Genomic DNA, 17974 nt, shown 5'->3' with positions numbered 1-17974 from the left:
CCTGAGCCGTCGGCAGAAGGTTGGCCTCAATCGAACGGCGCCCGCGTTGCAGCGCCTTGACCGGCCCCAGCGCAGGCACAACCGCGATGCGATCCCCGCTCATGGGGTCCGTCAGCCAGATGGTGCGCGCGGCACCGGACAGGGTCGCCGCCAGACTGGCCTTGACCTCGTCGTCGCGCTCGATTTCGATGCTGGCGGCGCTCTCGGTGGTGCCGAGGGTGACGATCCACTGGGCCCCGTCGGCCTTGACCGCCACGCCCTGGTCCGACGGGCTTTCGACGCGGATCGCCGTATAGTCGGGCCCTGCCGCCCAGCGTACGCCCTGCCCTTCGCCAGAACGTATCTCCATCTTCGCGGCGGCGTCGAATACGATCCACACCGCATTGCCGCGCCGGAAGACAGCCGCCGCCACCGGCGACTTCCACGCAAAGGCCATGGTGGTGGTTGAACTGTCCTTCGCGATCGAGACCGGAACGCTCGCCGCGACGGGCTTGCCGTCGGGGGCTGCTGCCAAGGGGCCTTGGGGCCGGATATTGATCCAGACCGCACCATCGGCCGATCCGGTGCCGACTGCCGCCCCTTCGCTCAGCGTCAGCACCAGTTCGGTGCCGCCACTGACCGCGCGGGTCTCGACCTTGTCGACCCCCTTGGGGGGATCAACCTTCAAGCGGCCAATATCCGGGGCCGCGGTTGATCCCAGACGGATGATGACGCTCGAGCCTTCCTGACGCACACGCGCGCGGCGGCCCACCACGCCGGAGAACTCGACCCGCGTAAAGGCCTCATTGGCCCCGACCTTGATCTCGATCGGCGCGCCGGCCTGTGCCCAGACATAGGGAATCTCGACCGGGGCAAGGGCCATCATCCCCGCAGCGGCGGCCGCTGCAGAGGTCTTCAAAACACGCTTGGTCACACGGGCCCCGGACATATCGCGCCATTGTCGCCCCAAGGGGCTTTCCTCGTCGTTAACGACGGTTAAGCTTGGTTGGACAAAACGACCGCTTGAACTTCACGGCGCGATCCCCGACATCAAGGATATCTGGCGCACAGACCTGTGTGCGCCATTCAATGTGGATCACCGCCTTGTCCGAAGAACAGTACCCGCCGCTCAATCCCGTCCTGACGGGTATCCGCTGCCGTTGCCCGCGCTGTGGTGAAGGTCCGCTGTTCAAGGGCTTTCTGACCATTACGGACAAATGCTCGAAATGCGGGCTGGATTACAGCTTCGCCGACACCGCCGATGGTCCGGCCTTCTTCGTCATGTCCATCATGGGCACGTTGGGCATGATCGGCTTCATGATCTTCGAGTTCACCGCACACCCGCCGATCTGGGTGCATATGGTGTTCACCTTCCCGCTGATCGTCGTGGCCTGCCTTGGCCTGTTGCGACCCTTCAAAGGGTGGATGGCCTGTGCCCAATACAAGCACAAGGCGACCGAAGCGCGCTTCTGACGCCTCGGAAAGATTCAATATCTTGAAGGCAGGGCGCAGATCACGCCCTGCTTTTTTATGGATCAGGCAGTGCCGCCAACCGGCCCATAGGCGCGCGGGGCAAAGCTGCGGCTGACGCGCGACGTGGCCGCGCCATCACGGCGATGTTCGCCCGCCGCCCGCATCAGCGGCTCGATCCCCTCGGTTCGCCCTGCTAGATGGGCGTCCAATACCGCCAGAATGCGCTCGGCCTCCTCAAGGCATTGCGGGCTTTGCGCCAGCAACCACGCCTCGACACCCTCGAACTGAACGCCAAGACCTTGCTCGGCTGTGGCTTGGTCGACGCGCTGACGTGCCCATTCGTGCAGAATGGATCGAGCGATCTCCAGTCCCCAAGACTGCGCCATGTGCAGACCCTCCCTGTTCCTACCCCAAAAGGTGCGTCCTTCTGATGAGACGCTAACGGACGAGGGCCATATTTCGATCCACATTTTCGTGAATAACGCTGTGACTTAAAAAGGAAGACCGCCAAGACGCCAGTCAGATTGTGGCCGAAATGCGAACTCTCGTTGAATAGCTTCACCTTTTCCGATCACAGTAATCACGGTTATTAGAGATCGTGCCAGCAGAAAACTTCGCATTTCTGTGAAGCTTCAAGAAGAGTGGGGTAACGTTAACCAGGCAACTGTCGCCCTTGCGACCGGAGCTTGCCGTCCACTAGCGGACGGCGAGCTCGCCCCAGCGCCAACTGGCGGTGCCCAAAGCCAGCTTGGGATCATTGGGTCCGTCGCCCAGCGTCAGGACAACCAGCCCCCTCACCGGCTGCATGCGGCACTCGCGCGGAGCAAAGGCGACCTCGACGGCCAGCGCTTGACGAAGGCCCGCCAAGCCTCGCCCTTCCTCGCCCCGGCTCTGGATCCATTCCCCGTCCCAGATGTGGATGGCCTTACCCTCAGCCGACAATCGCCGATGGACATCGCGCACCAGGGTCTGAACGGCGGCATCACGGCGGACCAGAGCCTGCAGCCGTTCGGCCATGTCACAGCGCGTACCGCGCCCCGTGCCGCCCGCACCACCTCCGGCACTTCCATCCGCTGCACCATTGCCGCTTCCTGCGCCGCTGCCAGCCCCATGACCCATACCCACCCTTTGGGCCCCGGCGAGTTGGGCAGGCCCCAATAGAGGAAAGCCGCCGGATGGTTCAGCCGCCTCTGGCGCCGCAACTGCCACACGGGGCGACGGTTGGGCAGTTCTAACCGGAGCGGTAGGGGTGGGTGTGGGAGCAGGCTTTGGCGGCACCTCGCGCGCGACAGGCTTGTCCGGCACCGGAGACGTGTTGGCCTTTTCCGTCGCGGCCTCGACGGGCGTGTCTTCGGGGTTTTCTTGCGATGCCGCGCCGCCCGCATCGGTGGCGGCATTGGTATCCCCTGCAGGGGCGGGCGTGTCGTCATCAGCGCCGTTATCGGGCTGCACCATCACGATATGGACGACGGCAGGCGAAATTTCTTGCACCGTTTCCATCGGTACAGCCCGCAGAAAAAGAGCCGCCACACCGATGTGTAAAAGGCAGCTCGCGCACATGAATAATGCCCACCGCCGACTATCGCGATCAGTGAAGAACCGCCGATTTTTCAATAGTCAAACACCGTATCGTCCATACCTCGGATTTCAGTGAGACATGAACTTACGTCAACTTAAAGACATCCATGAATAGGTTGTCCAAAGACGATATCCATAAAAGCAAAGCTGACAAGTTTCTGACAGGTTTGAGCCATAACGCGGCCTAGAGTGTCACGATTATTTCACCTTATCTGACTGGCGGACCCCCTTTCCGTCGCTAACAGAGAGCAGATATATGACCTTCACGTCCCGCAAAGTGCTGGCCATCGGCACTGTCCTGGCCCTCGGCGTCGCTGCCAGCGGCTGCGCAAGCCACAAGTTCGTCCGCGAGAACATCGCCGTCGTCGACGCCCGCGTGACCGAAGTCGACAACCGCGCCTCCGCCATCGAAGGCCGCGTGACCCGTGTCGAAGGCACCGCCAATGAAGCCCTCGCCCGCGCCAACGCCGCGCAAAAACTGGCCGAAGGCCGCTTCCTGTACGAAGTCGTCCTGTCGGATGACTCGGTGAAGTTCAACAACGCCAACAACAGCCTGTCGCCGGAAGCCCAGCAGCGCCTGAGCGAGCTGGCCCAGCGCCTGAAGGCAGAAAACCGCAACGTCTATCTGGAAATCCAGGGCCACACCGATTCCTCGGGCAGCGCCGCCGCGAACGAGCGTCTGGGCCAGGAACGTGCCGAAGCCGTCCGTCGCTTCCTGAGCACCCAAGGCATCCCGCTGAACCGTATGTCGACCATCTCCTACGGTGAAGCCAACCCGATCGCCCCGAACAACACCCGCGCCGGCCGTGCCCAAAACCGCCGCGTGGCTATTGTCGTCCTGTCCTAACCGACAGGGCTGATACCCAAAGAAAAAGGCCCGGACTGCGAAGTCCGGGCCTTTTTTTGTTTCCTGCGAAAGCCGTGGATTAGGCGGCTTCGGCCTCGTCGTCGGCTTCCACCGGAGCGGCAGCGGCCACCGGCTTCTTGGCAGCCAGCGACTTGGACAGCAGGGCAATGGCTGCGTCCTTGTCGATGCCGTTGGCGGCAGCGACTTCGCGGGCCATGCGATCCAGAGCCGATTCATACAGCTGGCGTTCCGAATAGGATTGCTCGGGCTGGGTGTCGGCGCGGTACAGATCACGGACGACCTCGGCGATCGAGATCAGATCGCCCGAATTGATCTTGGCTTCATATTCCTGCGCGCGGCGCGACCACATGGTGCGCTTAATGCGGGCGCGGCCCTTCAGCGTGGTCAGGGCCTTGGTCACAGTGTCATCGGCAGCAAGCGTACGCAGACCAGCCGATGCGGCCTTCTTGGTCGGTACGCGCAGGGTCATTTTCTCGTGGTCGAAGGTCACGACATAGACCTCCAGAGACATGCCAGCGACTTCCTGGGTTTCGATCGCGGCGACCTTGCCGACACCGTGGGCCGGATAGACCACTGCGTCGCCAACCTTGAATTCCAGACCGGACTTGCTCGTCATGACATTCCTTTCCCGGCTCAAAAGCGGATGAAACGATCAGCTGTCTTCAAAGCGAAAAGCGCCCCCACCGCCGGATCATCTACCCGTCGGGAGAACGCTATAGAGCCTATCGAACGCAGTACCGGATCACCGAACCTCTGGCCGACCCCGTTAAATGCGGGGTTCTGTCGCAAACTCGGATGACGTGCATAAATGCGGCACCACCCTTTTCGAATGGGAGGAACCTACCACAAAATTGCTAAATCTCAAAACATCCACAGCGCCAAAGCTGTGCCGTTATGAATTGTGTTTAGAAAAAGGCGCTATACTCAGGAGCCTTTACCGGGCTTCGGGCTGAAGTACTTCTCGTACTTGCCCGTTTCGCGCTCATACTGCTCGCGATCCGCCGGCGGGGTTCCCTTGACGGTGATGTTCGGCCAGACCTTGGCGTATTCGGCGTTGATCTGCAGCCACTTGCCGTCCGGCTCATCCTCGGTGTCCGGCACAATGGCGTCCACCGGGCATTCCGGCTCGCACACGCCGCAATCGATGCATTCGTCCGGCGCGATAACGAGGAAGTTCTCGCCCTCATAGAAGCAGTCCACCGGACATACTTCCACGCAGTCCATGAACTTACATTTCACGCAGGCGTCGGTGACGATGTAGGTCATTGCGGCAATCAGGCTCGTTTGCACTGGATAAGGTCGAGGGCGGGCAAATGCCCCTCCCGTCCGTGCCTGTCAACCAATGACACCATCAACCTTGGTCAAAGGTATCAAAAATCGCACACGGCGCGACACCGTCGCCCTTGCGCTCCTGTTCAATCCGTAGCTGAATCGATTTCAGATAGAGGAGAACGCCCCATGCGATTGACCGTACGTTCCGCCGTGATTTCCCTAACCGCCCTGGCCGCCATGACGGCAGGCGGCGTTGTGGCCCAAAACGCCTTCACCAAGAATCCAGCCGAGGTCGAGGCAGGTGATTACAGGCTCGATTCCTCGCACGGTCGCATCACGTGGAAGATCAACCACCTCGGCTTCTCCGACTATGTCGGCCAGTTCGTGAATGTGAAGGCCGAGCTGAAGCTCGATCCAGCCAATCCCGCCAACAGCAGCCTGACCGCCGAAATCCCGATTGCCGACATCGCGCCGAACGACGATGCCCTGAAGCGCCATCTGCTGAACGCGGACTTCTTCGACGTCGAGAACCACCCGACAGCCACCTTCCGCTCGACCCGCATCGTCGTGGATGCTGACGATCCCGATGAGGCCGACGTCTATGGCGACCTGACCATCAAGGGCATCACCAAGCCGGTGAAGCTGGAGGTCGAGTTCAATCAGGCGGGCAGCATGCGCGGTACCTATCGCGCCGGCTTCGACGCCGAGGCCACGATCAAGCGTTCGGACTTCGGCATCACCTATGGCCTGCCGATGCTGGGTGACGAGGTCGAACTGCACATCGAAGGCGAGTTCGTGAAGTAAACCCATGGCCGCCATCCACCGATGGCAGCCAGTATTTCAAGGGCGCGGGCTTTCGGGTCTGCGCCCTTAAATATGCCCGCGACCGCTGCGGTCTCCGTCCCATTTGGCCACGCGCTGGGGCTGGTCAACGGGCGAGTGATCCTCGTACAGCATCCGCGCCTCGGTCGCCGGACCGCGACGCTCGCCGATGGCAAGCACCTTCACCTGGGTGATCCGTCCGCCCAGACTGAACATGATCTCGTCGCCGACGTGGACAGTGCGGCTGGGCTTGTCCACACGCACCTGCTTGCCCTGATGTGTCAGGTGGATCTTCTTCTTGGACACCATTTCAGCCGCCAAGGCCCGCGTCTTGAAGAAACGGGCATGGAACAGCCACAGGTCGATACGGCCGGACGTTTCGCCTGAATCCTCGCTCATCGCGCCTCCGCTCAGGCTTCGCCTTCTGATGACGCCACAGCCAAGGTCGGCGCAGGCGGCTTGGCCGGACCTTCCACCGGCTCACCCTGCGGAGCGTCCACTACAGCCTCGCCTGCGGTCTTCGGCTTGCGCGAGCGACGACGGCGCTTCTTCTTCGCCTCGCCTTCGGCAGCGCCGTCCGCTGCCTCAGCGACAGGAGCGGCATCCCCCACTTCAGCGGATTCCCCGCTCTCGGTCGTCACTGCGCCCGCAGGTTTACGGCCACGACGGCGACGGCGCTTTTTCTTGGCTGGATCGGATGCGGTTTCACCTTCGGCATTCGCGGGAGCCTCCGCCCCATCGGATGCGTCCGCGTCCGCGTCCTCGGCCACGGCCTCACCTTCGCCAACCGGCTTCGCTTCACCCTTGCTCTTGCGGCGACGGCGGCGCTTCTTCTTTGGAGCGGCTTCACCATCGGCGGCCACCGATGCTTCACCTTCAGCGCCTTCGGTCACTTCGGCTTCAGTGCCCTCAGCGGCCACCGCCTCGCCCTTGCCCTTACCGCGACGGCGACGGCGCTTCTTCTTCGGAGCCTCTTCACCCTCGGCCTTTATTTCCGGCGTTTCGCCCTCGGCGGCGGGCGCAGCGGCCTTCTTCGGCTTCTTCTCGCGGCGCGGCTTGGGCGCAGGCTTGGCCTCCGGCTCGGCGGCTTTCAGCGCCATCAGTGCGGCAAACGGGTTGTTCTCGTCCACCACCGCCGGGGCGGCAGCGGTCGCCGCCTCGTCACGGCGCGGACCGCGCAGGGCCGAACGGATGGCCCGAACCTGCCCGATATTCCAGCCGAGGACATCCAGCGATTCCTGCGGCAACTCGTTACGACCGGCCTTGCGGCTCAGATCGGCATAGGTTTCCAGCATCTCGACCGGAACCGTAAAGCGGCCCACGGCCTGACGCCCGAAGGCGGCCAGCGCCTTGGCCGACGGCTTGTCCCCGCGCAGCTCGCGCAGGCCCTCACCCTCCAGCGCCTCGCCCCCCTCGCGCGCGGCAAAGGCACGGGCAAAGGTCATGGCGCGCGGTTTCAGCACCGACGGCAACCACACACCGTATGTCCCGATGCGGATGGCGAACTTGCCCAGCGACTTGCGGTCTTCGGGCGACAGGGCCGCCAGATCGTCGCGCACATCGGCGCGGGTGATCACGCCGCCCGCCTCCACGATCTGCCACGCGATCCCGCGCACCATTCCGGTCAGCACACCGTCATCGACCGCCCGTTTCAGACGCTTCAGGTCGCGCATGGCGCGGCCCGCCTCTTCGGCCAGCCACGTCTCGATCCGCTTCTGCGCCGCGTCGCGCGCGGCGGCATCGCCCAGATCGCCGATCAGGTGAACGCGCGGGTGGAACATGTCGTCGTTGGCGACCTTGGCCGCCACCGCGCCCTGCCAGCGGACCGATCCGTCCGCATCCAGCGAGAAACCCGCGTCTTGTTCGTTGGCCAAAACCTTCAGTCTCCGTCCTATTTCGGGGGCGACGGCGCGGGTCGCTGCCTGACGCAGCGCCCGGTCCGCAAGGGCCGAACCACCGGCATCGGGCGTGAACTTCACCCCCTCCAGCCGACCGACGACCTCGCCCTCTACAGTCACCTCGCCATCGTCGGCCACGCCGGCCACGACTTCGGTGCTATCGTTCAATGCCCGCATGAGGGCGGACGTTCGGCGGTCCACGAACCGCGCCGTCAGCTTCTCGTGCAGGACGTCACTCAGACGCTCTTCCAGCGCCTTGGTCTTTTCCGCCCATTCCCTGGCATTATGCAGCCAGTCGGGACGGTTGGCGATGTAGGCCAGCGTACGCACGCCCGCCAAACGCGCCGAGACCTGGTCGATCTGGCCATCCTCGCGGTCCAGATCGGCAAAGCGCGGCGCGATCCAGTCGTTCTGCAACCGACCATGCCCCGTGGTCAGGGCGCTGAAGATTTCCTTGGCCAGACGGGCGTGCTCGTCCGTCGTGGTCTTCTGGAAATCCGGCAGCTGGCAGGCCTCCCACAGACGCATCAAGGCCCCGCGCGAACGGGCCACCTTCTTGATCTCGTCATCCTGTGACAGGCGGCGCAGCATCACCTCGTCCAGTGACGGCAGGGTCAGCCGCAGGCCCGAACGGTCTGGCGTCTTTTCCAGCGACCGCAACAGGTCCGGCAGGGTATCGAAATCAAGCCGCGCATTGCGCCACTCCGCCGCCTCGACCGGATCAAAGCGATGCTCGGCGATCTGTTCGATCAGGTCCTCGTCCAGTTCCTCGGCCTCGGCGGTGACGCCGAATGTGCCGTTTCGCATGTGCCGTCCGGCACGGCCTGCGATCTGGGCGATCTCGTGGGCATAGAGGTATCGGGTGCGGCGACCATCAAACTTGCGCATGCCCGCAAAGGCCACATGGTCCACATCCATGTTCAGGCCCATGCCGATGGCGTCGGTCGCGACAAGGAAGTCCACCTCGCCCGACTGGAACAGCTCCACCTGCGCGTTGCGGGTGCGCGGGCTAAGGCTGCCCATCACCACCGCCGCCCCGCCTCTTTGGCGGCGCAGCAGCTCGGCGATGGCGTAAACACGCTCGGTCGAAAAGGCGACGACCGCAGAGCGTCGCGGCAGGCGGGTGATCTTCTTGGAGCCCGCATAGGACAGCACCGACAGGCGCTCGCGGCTGACGATCTCGGCATCCGGCACCAGCCGCCGCATCAGCGGCTCCATCGTGCCCGCGCCCAAAAACATCGTCTCGAACCGCCCGCGCGCATGCAGCAGGCGCTGGGTAAAGACGTGCCCCCGCTCCGGATCGGCCACCAGCTGGATCTCATCGACGGCGAGGAAGTCCACCTGCCGCTCCAGCGGCATGGCCTCGACCGTACAGACGAAATAGCTGGGGCGTGGCGGGACGATCTTTTCCTCGCCCGTGATCAAGGCGACCGCAGCGGCTCCCTTGATCCGGACGATCCGCTCATAGACCTCGCGCGCCAGCAGGCGTAGCGGCAGGCCGATCATACCCGACGCATGGCCCAGCATCCGCTCGACCGTCAGGTGGGTCTTGCCGGTATTGGTCGGGCCGAGGATGGCCGTGATGCGCGAGGGCGCAAGGCCAGTGGAACGATCACTCATGACCCGCCTGCCCTAGCACATGCGCGCCCCAAGGCCAGAACGAAGTCTGTCCCGATCGGCACGAAATCGGCTTTTGGAGGAGTTGGTGAACGAGGCGTTACCGAACCGCAAAACACGGCATGAACGAATCATGACCGAATCAGCGACACCGTCCGATTCGGTATTTGTTCTATACCAGATATTGTAGGTTAATGCACCTTAACCACAAAGGTTAACCACACTTCGCTGTGGATCGCGCGCACCGCACAGCCCCCACATTTCACAGAAAATCCGCCCTTCCCATCCCGAAGGGCTTCCATCCTTCGCCGAGGTCCACTACTTCACCATCCCCGTGGCCCTGTAGCTCAGCTGCATAGAGCAAGGCTTTCCTAAAGCCGAGGTCGGAGGTTGGAGTCCTCCCAGGGTCGCCAATCCCTGTCGTTACCAGTTAGAACCTGCTCAATACCAGTTAAGACCTGCTCAAGTTGCGAATCATTCGCAACTTCTGCGGCATGCAGTTCCTAGTGTGTCTTTGACAGGTTCTCAGAGCCTCTCTGTCCGCTAATGACTCATCGCGGCATTTGGGAAGGTCCGCTTTATGGCTCGGCGTAGCTCGGGGCCTCACTTAACCGGAGCGCATTGGTGTCAATTTCGATGAGCGGATTGCTTGCTCGATCGGCCCGTAAGATCTTGCTGTACTGGTACATGACCTTCCGTTTCGCGCTAACGATGTTTTCACAATCGCTGACGATGTTTGTAATCGGGCGTTTGACCAGAAGCGACAAGGCGGGGAACGAAATGAAAGTCTGCAAGCTGATAATCAGCAACTTTCGGGGTATTCGTTCGGCCGAGCTAAGCTTTCCCGACCACGCCGTCCTTATCGGCGACAACAACACCGGCAAGTCGACGGTCTTTGAAGCCCTCGACCTCGTTCTGGGACCTGACCGCCTTAATCGCCGCCCCTGCGTTGATGAGCATGACTTCCATCTTGGCCGGTATCGCGCGCCCGCCGGAGAGGAGGGTGGCGAAGCGCCCACCATCGAGATCGAGGCCGTGGTCACGGAGCTTTCCGACGACCAGAAGGCCCGGTTCGCGGATCATATCGAGTGGTTCGACACCGCCGCCGGCGAGCTCTACGCTGAGCCGGAGCCTCAGGGCGTCGACGCTGCCGCGATCTCGGCCGCCATTCGGGTGAAGTTCATCGGCGCCTATGACGCCGTGGAGGACGACTTCACCGGCGCGACGTACTTCGCTCGGACCTTGGAGGAAGGGGAGGCACCAACCTTCTTTTCCAAGAAGGACAAGCAGAATTGCGGCTTCCTCTATCTGCGGTCGTTGAGGACGGGGGCGCGGGCCCTAAGCCTAGAACACGGCAGCCTGCTAGACATCATTCTGCGGCTCAAGGAAATCCGCCCGCAAATGTGGGAGGACACCATCGAAACTTTGGGCGGCTTTGATGTCGCCAGCGACCCGAACCTCGGCATCAGCGGCGTGCTCGAAAGCATCAATACCGCACTCAAGAAGTATGTGCCACGCGAGTGGGGCGTGAAGCCTCACCTGAAGGTCTCCAATCTGACGCGGGAGCATCTAAGGAAGGTCGTCACAGCCTTTATCGCAACGGGGGACGGCGACCATGCGGCCCCCTTCTTCCGTCAGGGGACCGGCACCATCAACATGCTCGTATTGGCGATGCTGTCCCAGATCGCCGAGGACAAGCAGAACGTCATCTTTGCGATGGAGGAGGCCGAGACCGCCATACCGCCCTACGCCCAGAAGCGCATCGTCCACGAACTGCGCAAACTGTCGGCCCAGTCGTTGTTCACGTCTCACTCCCCATATGTCCTGGAGGAGTTCACGCTCGGCGAGACGGTCATCCTATCCCGTAATGGCCAGGGCGATCTCGTTCAGGCGTCGGTGACCCTGCCGGCGAGCGTCAAACACAAGCGTTTCCGACAGGAGTTCAGGACGCGCTTCTGCGAGGGCCTCTTGGCACGCCGTGTTCTGATTGCGGAAGGAGCCACCGAGGCGTCGGCGTTTCCGGCGGCGGCGCGGCGTCTGGCCGAACTTAATCCTGCGACATACGCCTCACTCGAGGCGCTGGGCGTCTGCACCATAGATGCCGGATCGGAGAACCAGATCGCCGACCTAGCGGGCCTCTACCGCAGCCTCAATAAGCAGGTCTTTGCGGTGTGCGACAAGCAGACGGACGCGGCCAAAGCGCTGATCGAGGCCCAGGTCGACCGACTCTTCATGCACGAGGAGAAGGGGTTCGAGGATCTGGTGCTGAAGAACACCACCCAGGAGGCCCTAGAACGGTTCGCCGACCTCATCGAATGGCCACAGCATCTGCTGGCGAAATACGGCGACCCAAAAGCCCAAGCGATCGCGGCGCTCGGCGAATACTTTGGTCACGCCAAAGGTGCCTGGGCGATCGCCGACTTCTTGGCACAGTGCTCGGAGGATGAGATTCCCACATGGATCCGCACTGCCTGTCTTGATCTGAAGGCGGAGTGCGATCCTGATGCCCCTGCGCCGGCCGAAGACGCCGCAGTGCCGAATGCGGAGATCGTCTAGGACGAGGATTGACGATAATGGTCGATCTCACCACGGGTCAGAAGAATGTACTAGAAGCCGACGGCCCTATGCTTGTGATAGGCGGACCTGGGTCGGGCAAGACTACGGTCTCCATCCTCAAAGCGGCTCAAATCGCAGGTAGGGACCTTGGCGTCGAGCAAAGGGTGCTCTTCCTCAGTTTCGCGCGCGCGACGGTCTCGCGTGTGATGGAAGCAATCGACGAGGAAGAAGAAGTCTCTGCGGTTGATCGAAAGCGGATTGAGGTCGACACCTATCACGCCTTCTTCTGGCGTCTTCTCAAAACCCATGGATACCTCGTCGGGCTACCACGACGTCTTTCCATCCTTGCCCCTGCGGCCGAGGCAATCGCCTTGGCACCGATACGTAGCCGCTATCCACGTGGTTCTCAGATCACCGAAGCACAGGCCGCGGCGCGTGCTGCCGAAGTCGAGGCTGAGCGTCGCAGGCTGGCCTACGAGGAGGGGCGTGTCGCCTTTTCCCTTTTCGCCGATTTAGTCTGGCGAATATTGGATGGATCACAGCGGGTCAGAGACTTGGTGGCCTTGCGCTATCCCGCCATCATCCTCGATGAGTTCCAGGACACAAGTGGAGAGCAGTGGCGAGTGGTGCAAGCGCTAGGGCGGGAAAGTCTTCTCATCGCCCTAGCGGATCCCGAACAGCGCATCTTCGACTTCATTGGGGCAGATCCGGAACGTCTGGATCATTTCAGGAAAGCCTTCTCTCCAAAGGAGTTCGACCTCAGCACGGATAACCATCGCAGCAATGGCACCGAAATTGCCTTGTTCGGCAATGACGTGCTGACTGGCCGCTTCCGAAAGGCCGATTACAAGGGGGTGTCGATCGTCACCTTCCCAGCTAACCAAAATCAGGCCTTCGGCTCATTAGTCGGGCGGACGCTCCAGGCGCGCCGCCGCTTGATTGACGCCGACCGCAAGGATTGGTCTCTGGCGGTGCTGGTGCCGACCAAACAGATGACGCGCATTGTGTCGGACGTATTCCGAAGTCCGGTCGGCGGAATGACGGCGATCCCACACTCGGCTGCGGTTGACATGGAAGGAACTGTACTAGCAGCGGAAATGATAGCATTCCTCCTGCAGCAGCAGGACGGCGCTGATCATTTCGACTCCTTCGTCGCCCTCCTAGCCAATTTCTTCAACGGAAGAGGCGGAGACAAGCCGACACAGCGCAATATGACTGCGGCGACGCAAGTCCTAACCGCTAGCGCGAAATGGCGTGAACGCGAGGCGGCTGGAAAACCTGTTGCCAAGAACAACATCCTCATCCCTGCTTATCAGGTCGCGCTCGCCTGCCGTGCGCTCGCTCTGACCGGAGATCCGGACCGTGACTGGGTAGCAGTTCGCCAGATTGCCGAGGAGAGCCCTTGTCCTCGCATGCGGGTGATCGGAGAGGAGGTGCGAAACATCCGTCTGCTAGAACGTGGCTCCCAGCTTCGCCAGGCTATGTCCCAAGACTGGCGCGACAATGGCCGGTATGCGAACGCTCTGGAGATCATTCGGCAGGCCTTCATCCAAGAACATTTCGCGTCGGCTCAGAAGCCAGAGAGTGGGGTGGTGGTGATGAATATGCACAAGGCCAAAGGCAAGCAGTTCGACGAGGTCATCATCTTTGAAGGCTGGCCCGTGGTCGTACGGGGGAAGATTGAGGCCAATCCCAACCGGATCGTCAGAAGCAATATCCTTGACGGGCCCATGATTCAGGCGCGCCAGAACTTCCGGGTCAGTGTAACGCGCGCGAAGTTGCGTACGACGATTATGACACCGGTCACCGACCCGTGTGTCCTGCTTCCACCCGCTTGAGAGGCCTCCAACGAGGTTTGCAGAGTTAGGCACCAGCACAAGGTCTTCTTTTGATGATTCTGTAAGTGCTCGCCTCCGGAGTAGCAAAAGCCGACAACTTGCTGCGGTTATGGAATCACTATGGCTGTTCAGCGTACTGGCTCTTAGGAACCTAATGCCTAGACCTAACCCTCGAAGCTTTCGCTTGTTGATCAGACCAAGTTAGTTTGATGCTTCGAGCTTGTCCGTGACGGTGGAGATGTAGCCCTCAACCGCCTCGACGAACGCGGCGCGGATTTTGGCAACCACTCCTGAGGTGTCTTCCTCCCAAGAGATTATACCAGCGCCGGACGATTTCCTGACCTTCCTCCGCATAACTCGACCAGTCGGAGCGCGCGTGAGGGACGACGAAACACGCAGTGTCGGCTTACTGCGCCCAAGCCAAAGTCCGCTCATGGCGCTAATCAGACATTCATTTTTCCAAATTGCAGACCCTCAAATTATACAAGTATACTTTTATACTTTTATACTTAGTCTGTTCAGACAGACTGCATTTTACAGGAAAAGAATCCTATATTGATTATAGTCAATACATTACCGAAAGCGATCTCACAAAATAATTACTGTGACTCACATATTTTAATTTGAAACAATGGCTCCGCGCAAAATCGAGTCTCATCCCGAACTCGTAGCAGCACTTCGTTCAGAATCTGAACGAAACAAGGAGGCCCGAAAAGTATGAAACCGCCCTAAAACTGAAGCGATATCTGCAGCTTGCTGCACATACGACAAGAGCCCCAGACTTGCGTCTGAGACTCGTGAAGCGGGAACCAGTCCCAAATCGTTGTGGCGACGATAGACAGATACTCCCCCTCCACGAGCCAGATGTCAAACGCGTTTTCTATGAAACGCGTATCGAGGGCGCTCGCCTCTATTCAAACTGATCAAATATAAGGAGTTTTCCATGAACCGAGTTCATGACGACTTCCGCGCGCCTATCTACGGGCTCACATCAGACCTAGATGACGCAATCCTCGCTCCCGCGAGCCGTGCAGATCGGCTCTCATGGGAGCATCTGGCATCGCAAGCTACACTCGTCCTGCCTTCCAATGGCTGCTCCATTCGCAGCATTATCACGGGCCGCCGCATCATCACTACCGGCGTCTACGCAAGCCGCAAATCGGGCCGTGCCCATCCGTATGAAAGCATGAATGAACGGGCGTTCTTCATGCACTGCGAAGTCGACACGAATGTTGTCGACTATCGGGTTCAGCCATTCCGGTTCGAGTTCGTGATTGATGGTACCAAACGAACCTACATTCCAGACGCCGTAGTGCTTCTGGCTGACGGCACAGTCGAAGTCATCGAAATCAAGAATGATCGTCGTTTCCTCAAGGATGTTGACTATCAAACGAAGCTCAGCGCCGTCGAAGAAATTTGTAGGCAAGTAGACTGGCGCTTCCGCATCGTCTTAAAGCAAGCCCTCTACACGCCAACGATCCGTTGGCAGGCTATTGAAGATATCCAGTCTTGGGCATTCACCGATTACGCAATCTCGGATGTGTACCGGGTCGCTGCTTACCTTCACGCCATCGGATCAGGCCCACTCGCAGACGTGGCTGACCGCCTTGGCAGAAGGCCGTTAGGGGTAGCCAAACTCAAGGCCATGATGGTTGCCCGTATTGTGGATTTGGATATCTCCGAACCCCTAGGCGATCAGACGCGTGTTTCGCTTATCACCGATGGCATGGGGGAACTGGTATGAACTCCCTAAACCTAACCATTGGCGAGACATGGGAGATTGAGCACGAGCGCTATGTGCTCGACCAGCTCATGGGCAATGACCTGCTTCACCTGAGGAGTGAGCGAACAGGGGCTCCCCTTCAGATCTCCCATGATGGGCACAGCCACTCCACTCCCAACGTTGATTGGCTGATTAGTCAGTTCGCCTCTGGCCGAGCGCATCGAATTGATCTTGCAATGGTGTCTCGGCGTGCTCTCGTTTCACCCCTAGTAGCCTCCGGAGATTACGAGGCCATTGCAGCTAAGGACCCCAAAGCGGCTTTCCGTCAGTCCGTTTTAACTGCCTTGGATCGAGTTGGTTCGTTCTCACTAAGCGACAAAGGCATCCGAAAGGCATTAGCCGTCATCTGGGAGAAAAAGCCCCAGACTTTTGCAGGCCACAAGCCGCCGTCGCCATCCAGTGTTCGAACTTGGCTGCGCGAGCGCGGGGACACTGGTTCCCGGCAGCTCAAGCTCATGGTGAGCCGCTCCGGTCGTACAGCCCGCAAGAAACGCCTTCCCGTTTCGGTCTATCGGCGAATGCATGACGAAGCTCTCGCCTTCTGGGCCGACCATCGAAAGACCGTTGGCGATGCCTACGATGACCTGAGTTTTTACCTGAAGTCTCTAAACTCGTGGATATCGACAAGATCTTCCAGATGGCGAGCCGTTCCAATCCCTTCGAGGGAACGCTTCCGGACTTACTTGCGGTCTTTGGAATGCTACGAAACGCTCACGGCGCGCTACGGTAAAAAAGAAGCCGATAAACGGCTAAAAGCTAAGGGACAAGGTCTTCAAGCCCATCGCCCGCTGGCCTTAGGCGCTATGGATCACACCCCGGCAGATTTCCATGTCGTGGCGGACTTCAACGGGTGGAAATATCTGGGCCGCCCATGGCTGACGATCCTCATGGACGTCCACACCAGATGCATCGTGGGCTGGGTACTCACATTTGAACCGCCCTCGTTGTATTCGGCCACCGAGTGCATCAAGCGCGCAAACCGCCCCAAGCTAAGAATGCTTGATCGGTTTCCTGACAGCCCGGAGCTCAAAGACATCTACGGAAAGTTCGACGAGATTATCGTCGATAATGGGTGGGAGTTCACGGGCACATCATTTGAATCAGCGCTGATCGACGCTGGTGTAAGCGTCCGATGGGCGCCGGTCAGATCCCCCACTTACAAGGCTGTGGTTGAACGGTTCTTCGGCACATTAAACACGAAGTTTCATCAGAAGCTTCCTGGTGGAACTCTTCCAATCGAGAAGTTACGCGCTTGGGGCATCAACCCTCAAGAAGATGCGGTCCTGACCCTCGACCAAGCCGAGCACCTGCTGATTTCCGCAATCGGAGTCTACCACCAGGAGGTTCATAGCTCGCTCGCCGAACCCCCATTGAAACTCTGGACCCGCGCGATACGCGCGCAAGGGGGCGTACAAGTTATCGGTGATGATCGACAGCTCGACCGAATGCTGGGGGCCAGCAAAGACGCTACGCTGACCACTTCCGGCATCAGACTATTCAATCTGCAGTTCCACGACCCTGCCATAACTGGCCCCATATTGGAGGACTTAGCCCGGTCGGAGCCATTGCGGGCGCGAAAGAAAGACTCAGCCAAAGCCGCCGTAAAGGTCAAATACAATCCCGCCGATCTTGGGCAGATTTCCCTGTGGCATGCCAAACTAGGTCAGTTTGTGGAAATGCCCTGCACCGAGCCAGAATACGCTAATGGCCTGAGCAAGTGGCAGCATGACTGCATGCAGGCTTGGCTGCGAGAAGAGCAAATCGCCGACGCTGATGCACGTCTCGCCAGACGTATCGAACTACGGCGCGAGATTGAGAACATCACGCCTGATAAAGTGCTTTCCCGAAGCAAACGTGCGCACGCTCGTCTCTTATCTTCGCCCAGAATCGAGGCCCTAGCATCCTCAACCCTCAGGGTAGAGTACGCACATCCCCGCCATGACGGGATGGCCCCGATCATCCCCACTACGGCATTTGCAGCTGAACGGACCGACAATCACGCGAAGCCCGTCAGGCCAGCTCGTGGAGGTCGCAAACCTCAAAAGGCACCCAAACCACCAAAGCAATCTCAAAGACCCGCCAATCTTGAGTGGACCGAGACGGCAAGTGTCGACCCTCAATGGGAGGACTTCAAATGACCAGGAAACCTTCCGAACTGAACGATGAAATCGCGCGTAAGATCACGGCGTTCAAAAAGGTATTTGTTCCTTATCCCGCGCAAATACGGGTCCACAGTGACGTGACCCCCGTTTCTCATCCAGCCATAACGAGAGTCCGAGGTTGATTTGAG

General features: G+C 60.2%; 13 protein-coding genes, 1 tRNA gene and 1 pseudogene. 8 read left to right on the top strand and 7 right to left on the bottom strand.

The window, feature by feature from the left end; translation table 11 throughout:
* Positions 1–913, bottom strand: a pseudogene (locus tag Q0Y42_RS12380) (hypothetical protein); the annotation flags it as partial.
* A gap of 170 nt (positions 914–1083) precedes the next feature.
* On the opposite strand from Q0Y42_RS12380, the gene Q0Y42_RS12375 reads away from it, so the two are divergent.
* Positions 1084–1452 (top strand): DUF983 domain-containing protein, encoded by a 369-nt coding sequence (locus Q0Y42_RS12375; protein ID WP_366108427.1) that lies wholly within the window; start codon positions 1084–1086, stop codon positions 1450–1452.
* Between the two features lie 62 nt (positions 1453–1514).
* Here the strand turns inward: Q0Y42_RS12375 and Q0Y42_RS12370 are convergent, their stop codons facing one another.
* Both Q0Y42_RS12370 and Q0Y42_RS12365 read right to left on the bottom strand, forming a co-directional pair.
* Positions 1515–1838: a hypothetical protein gene (locus tag Q0Y42_RS12370; RefSeq protein WP_297804213.1), complete on the bottom strand. Its 324-nt coding sequence runs from the start codon at positions 1836–1838 to the stop codon at positions 1515–1517.
* A gap of 310 nt (positions 1839–2148) precedes the next feature.
* The gene (locus Q0Y42_RS12365; protein ID WP_297804211.1) at positions 2149–2952 is read right to left on the bottom strand and encodes a hypothetical protein; all 804 of its coding nucleotides are present in this window, start codon (positions 2950–2952) and stop codon (positions 2149–2151) included.
* 334 nt (positions 2953–3286) lie between these two features.
* Here Q0Y42_RS12365 and Q0Y42_RS12360 point away from each other — a divergent pair, with 334 nt between their 5' ends.
* Positions 3287–3877: an OmpA family protein gene (locus Q0Y42_RS12360; protein ID WP_297804209.1), complete on the top strand. Its 591-nt coding sequence runs from the start codon at positions 3287–3289 to the stop codon at positions 3875–3877.
* 79 nt (positions 3878–3956) lie between these two features.
* On the opposite strand, the gene Q0Y42_RS12355 is transcribed toward Q0Y42_RS12360, so the two are convergent.
* Positions 3957–4514: a CarD family transcriptional regulator gene (locus tag Q0Y42_RS12355; protein WP_297804207.1), complete on the bottom strand. Its 558-nt coding sequence runs from the start codon at positions 4512–4514 to the stop codon at positions 3957–3959.
* A gap of 308 nt (positions 4515–4822) precedes the next feature.
* Positions 4823–5164 carry a ferredoxin FdxA gene (gene fdxA, locus Q0Y42_RS12350; protein ID WP_291538428.1) on the bottom strand — a complete coding sequence of 114 codons (342 nt, stop codon included), beginning with the start codon at positions 5162–5164 and terminating at the stop codon, positions 4823–4825.
* A gap of 192 nt (positions 5165–5356) precedes the next feature.
* On the opposite strand from fdxA, the gene Q0Y42_RS12345 reads away from it, so the two are divergent.
* Positions 5357–5974 (top strand): YceI family protein, encoded by a 618-nt coding sequence (locus Q0Y42_RS12345; protein WP_297804203.1) that lies wholly within the window; start codon positions 5357–5359, stop codon positions 5972–5974.
* 66 nt (positions 5975–6040) lie between these two features.
* Here Q0Y42_RS12345 and Q0Y42_RS12340 read toward each other — a convergent pair whose 3' ends face one another.
* Both Q0Y42_RS12340 and Q0Y42_RS12335 read right to left on the bottom strand, forming a co-directional pair.
* Positions 6041–6391: an RNA-binding S4 domain-containing protein gene (locus Q0Y42_RS12340; protein WP_297804201.1), complete on the bottom strand. Its 351-nt coding sequence runs from the start codon at positions 6389–6391 to the stop codon at positions 6041–6043.
* An 11-nt stretch (positions 6392–6402) separates the two neighbouring features.
* The gene (locus Q0Y42_RS12335; protein WP_366108423.1) at positions 6403–9510 is read right to left on the bottom strand and encodes a helicase-related protein; all 3108 of its coding nucleotides are present in this window, start codon (positions 9508–9510) and stop codon (positions 6403–6405) included.
* A gap of 333 nt (positions 9511–9843) precedes the next feature.
* Here Q0Y42_RS12335 and Q0Y42_RS12330 point away from each other — a divergent pair.
* The 5 genes from Q0Y42_RS12330 (at position 9844) to Q0Y42_RS12310 (ending at position 17822) form a co-directional block, all read left to right on the top strand.
* Positions 9844–9920, top strand: a tRNA-Arg gene (locus tag Q0Y42_RS12330).
* Positions 9921–10143: 223 nt separating this feature from the next.
* The gene (locus tag Q0Y42_RS12325; RefSeq protein ID WP_297804199.1) at positions 10144–12063 is read left to right on the top strand and encodes an AAA family ATPase; all 1920 of its coding nucleotides are present in this window, start codon (positions 10144–10146) and stop codon (positions 12061–12063) included.
* Positions 12064–12080: 17 nt separating this feature from the next.
* On the top strand, positions 12081–13901 hold the full coding sequence (locus tag Q0Y42_RS12320) for a UvrD-helicase domain-containing protein (RefSeq protein ID WP_297804197.1): 1821 nt from the start codon (positions 12081–12083) through the stop codon (positions 13899–13901).
* 943 nt (positions 13902–14844) lie between these two features.
* Complete coding sequence (locus Q0Y42_RS12315) at positions 14845–15645, top strand: TnsA endonuclease N-terminal domain-containing protein (protein ID WP_297804196.1); 801 nt, start codon at positions 14845–14847, stop codon at positions 15643–15645.
* Complete coding sequence (locus tag Q0Y42_RS12310) at positions 15642–17822, top strand: Mu transposase C-terminal domain-containing protein (protein ID WP_297804194.1); 2181 nt, start codon at positions 15642–15644, stop codon at positions 17820–17822. Before Q0Y42_RS12315 ends, Q0Y42_RS12310 begins: the two co-directional genes overlap by 4 nt.
* Positions 17823–17974: the final 152 nt, after the last annotated feature.

Source organism: uncultured Brevundimonas sp. (genome assembly GCF_947305955.1).
Classification (GTDB): domain Bacteria; phylum Pseudomonadota; class Alphaproteobacteria; order Caulobacterales; family Caulobacteraceae; genus Brevundimonas.
This window is presented reverse-complemented; position numbering and strand designations above follow the sequence as displayed.

Bases quoted from the DNA above. Each gene is read 5' to 3' on its own strand.
- Q0Y42_RS12345 (WP_297804203.1), top strand. From the start codon at position 5,357: ATGCGATTGACCGTACGTTCCGCCGTGATTTCCCTAACCGCCCTGGCC.
- Q0Y42_RS12365 (WP_297804211.1), bottom strand. From the start codon at position 2,952: ATGGAAACGGTGCAAGAAATTTCGCCTGCCGTCGTCCATATCGTGATG.
- Q0Y42_RS12335 (WP_366108423.1), bottom strand. From the start codon at position 9,510: ATGAGTGATCGTTCCACTGGCCTTGCGCCCTCGCGCATCACGGCCATC.
- fdxA (WP_291538428.1), bottom strand. From the start codon at position 5,164: ATGACCTACATCGTCACCGACGCCTGCGTGAAATGTAAGTTCATGGAC.
- Q0Y42_RS12320 (WP_297804197.1), top strand. From the start codon at position 12,081: ATGGTCGATCTCACCACGGGTCAGAAGAATGTACTAGAAGCCGACGGC.
- Q0Y42_RS12315 (WP_297804196.1), top strand. From the start codon at position 14,845: ATGAACCGAGTTCATGACGACTTCCGCGCGCCTATCTACGGGCTCACA.
- Q0Y42_RS12310 (WP_297804194.1), top strand. From the start codon at position 15,642: ATGAACTCCCTAAACCTAACCATTGGCGAGACATGGGAGATTGAGCAC.
- Q0Y42_RS12325 (WP_297804199.1), top strand. From the start codon at position 10,144: ATGAGCGGATTGCTTGCTCGATCGGCCCGTAAGATCTTGCTGTACTGG.
- Q0Y42_RS12370 (WP_297804213.1), bottom strand. From the start codon at position 1,838: ATGGCGCAGTCTTGGGGACTGGAGATCGCTCGATCCATTCTGCACGAA.
- Q0Y42_RS12355 (WP_297804207.1), bottom strand. From the start codon at position 4,514: ATGACGAGCAAGTCCGGTCTGGAATTCAAGGTTGGCGACGCAGTGGTC.
- Q0Y42_RS12340 (WP_297804201.1), bottom strand. From the start codon at position 6,391: ATGAGCGAGGATTCAGGCGAAACGTCCGGCCGTATCGACCTGTGGCTG.
- Q0Y42_RS12360 (WP_297804209.1), top strand. From the start codon at position 3,287: ATGACCTTCACGTCCCGCAAAGTGCTGGCCATCGGCACTGTCCTGGCC.